At 46.6% G+C, this 1,984-nt stretch carries 3 protein-coding genes and 1 pseudogene; all 4 read left to right on the forward strand.

Annotated elements, in window-relative coordinates:
• Positions 1 to 736: pseudogene (locus BOW52_RS17180) on the forward strand (hypothetical protein); the annotation flags it as partial.
• Complete coding sequence (locus tag BOW52_RS16680; protein WP_078485210.1) at positions 709 to 996, forward strand: hypothetical protein; 288 nt, start codon at positions 709 to 711, stop codon at positions 994 to 996. The pseudogene BOW52_RS17180 and the gene BOW52_RS16680, both read left to right, overlap by 28 nt.
• A 116-nt stretch (positions 997 to 1,112) precedes the next feature.
• Positions 1,113 to 1,271, forward strand: coding sequence for a YgaP family membrane protein (locus tag BOW52_RS16685; RefSeq protein WP_408021576.1), 159 nt, complete (start codon positions 1,113 to 1,115; stop codon positions 1,269 to 1,271).
• On the forward strand, positions 1,217 to 1,861 hold the full coding sequence (locus BOW52_RS16690; protein ID WP_236725802.1) for a hypothetical protein: 645 nt from the start codon (positions 1,217 to 1,219) through the stop codon (positions 1,859 to 1,861). The genes BOW52_RS16685 and BOW52_RS16690 overlap by 55 nt, the downstream gene beginning before the upstream one ends.
• Positions 1,862 to 1,984: the final 123 nt, after the last annotated feature.

Below are 1,984 nucleotides of genomic sequence, written 5' to 3' on the forward strand. Positions count from 1 at the left end.
CGCCGTAGGCATAAACGGTCGCGTTAAGTATTTGCCGCTTGCTTGGGCTTGGACGCCCAAAACAAGCTTCCGCAAAAATAGCGACTCCCCGAATCATCAGTTCAATGGATTGATACAAGGTAGTAATTCAATTTCTTCAGCGACCGCTGTTGCTACCGCACCAAATCCATTTTTTGGTGACCCTATGCAGCCGCCAACCCTGCGTGTCGTGCCAAAAGAGGCACAAGCCGATGTGATTTTCCCGTTTGCAAACTTTGCTATTAGCGATAAGTTCGCGTTAGTCACGCTTGCGCCCCTGATACGTAAGGAGACGGTGCTGGAAACATTCAATGCTCCAGGAACGGCCAGCTTGGGAACAAATACGGTCACCACAACTGGGCTGGGCGATATAAAGTTCGGTACCATTTTTAAGGCCTTCAATAGCGATAACAACAGACACAATTTTGTATTTGATATTGTCTTTAGTGCACCTACCGGCAGCATTACGGAAGAAGATAATAATCTTACTCCGATGAATACGATCGTGAAAAGTCGTCTAGCTTATGGTATGCAGCTGGGTTCTGGAACCTGGGATAGTCTGCTTGGTGTGGTTTACTGGGGTAAAAATAAGCAGTGGGGATGGGGTGTCAATATCTGGCGACGATACCGCTCGAAAGTGAAAATGAAGAGGGCTGGAGCTACGGTAATAAACATGAAGCAACCGCCTGGATGTCATATGAGTGGAATCCCGATTTAGCGACTTCGATTCGCTTGCGCGGAGAGTCTCAAGATGAGATAAACGGTATTGACCCTAATATCTACGGGCCTGGTCTTGGTGCGAATCCAGATAACTACGGAGGAACAAGGACTGAGCTGGGTGTGGGAATTAACTGGATGCCTGTGCTTGCAAATAACCTAAGTGTCGAATTGCTGCTACCACTTAATCAAGATCGCAATGGGGTGCAGGCGGAGCATGAATTCAGTGTGGCGGTGAGTTGGCGTAAAGGGTTTTTCTAGTGCATTAATTGTGGCTGTTAAAAGTTTTTTACAGCGAAAAGTATTATTCGTTTAATGATTGATTTAAGGGGTTTCTTATGACCGTTGATAAATACGTGCGGCTGATTGCAGGTCTGATGATATTGCTAAGTGTTGCCTTGACCCATTACGTGCATCCTTACTGGGTGTTTCTCACTCTATTTGTTGGAGTAAATCTTTTTCAGAGTGGAATTACTAATATATGTCCGCTCACGAGTGTGTTGAAAAAGATGGGGGTATCAACCGAGGCGGCTTAAAGGTCAAGGTGAAAGCGGCTTCTGAATATTATTGGTGTTCTATTCGCCTTACTTTTCCTGGTTATTTGTTGTGGTCATTGGTGTCAGATGAATGTGGGAATAATTATTTCAGGGAGAGATGTATGCGTAGCGTTTGTTCGGTTGTAGTCGTCCTGCTTCTGTTTGTAACTGGGGGATTAATCTATAAATTTCTTGTTCAGGGGAGCGTTGAAGAGGCAAGTGATGGAAGGGCGGCTATCCAGCTGACTCATAGTGAGAAGGATCTGGTGCTCACGGAGATGAGGTCGTTCCTTCAATCGGTGCAGGCCATTACAGTTGGTCTCTCCAGTGATGATATGGACGCTGTTGCGCTGAACGCCAGAACAGTAGGAATGGCTGCTCAACAAGGCGTTCCGGTCTCTTTGATGGGTAAATTGCCACTGGAGTTTAAAAGGCTCGGGGTAGATACCCATAAAAAGTTTGATCTTCTGGCTCTTAATGCGGAGCAGCTTGGTGATTCAATGGCTACATTGAAGGAGCTAAGCGTGCTTATGCAAAACTGTGTGGCTTGCCATGAGGTGTATAGGCTGGATGCTGTGTTGCAAGAGTAGTGCTATTTACGCGTCTTTATCGAGCGCTGACCGCCATGGAGAGCGAAGTGAGGGCGGTTAGTCCTCAATAGTCGACGCCGTCTGCATATTCGTAGTTGAGAGCGCGAGCGAACGACGAAGAAG

Origin of the sequence: Solemya pervernicosa gill symbiont (assembly GCF_002020875.1) — a bacterium.
GTDB lineage: Bacteria > Pseudomonadota > Gammaproteobacteria.

Coding starts and splice junctions, on each gene's coding strand:
- BOW52_RS16680 (WP_078485210.1), top strand. CDS start 709: ATGTCATATGAGTGGAATCCCGATTTAGCGACTTCGATTCGCTTGCGC.
- BOW52_RS16685 (WP_408021576.1), top strand. CDS start 1,113: ATGATATTGCTAAGTGTTGCCTTGACCCATTACGTGCATCCTTACTGG.
- BOW52_RS16690 (WP_236725802.1), top strand. CDS start 1,217: ATGTCCGCTCACGAGTGTGTTGAAAAAGATGGGGGTATCAACCGAGGC.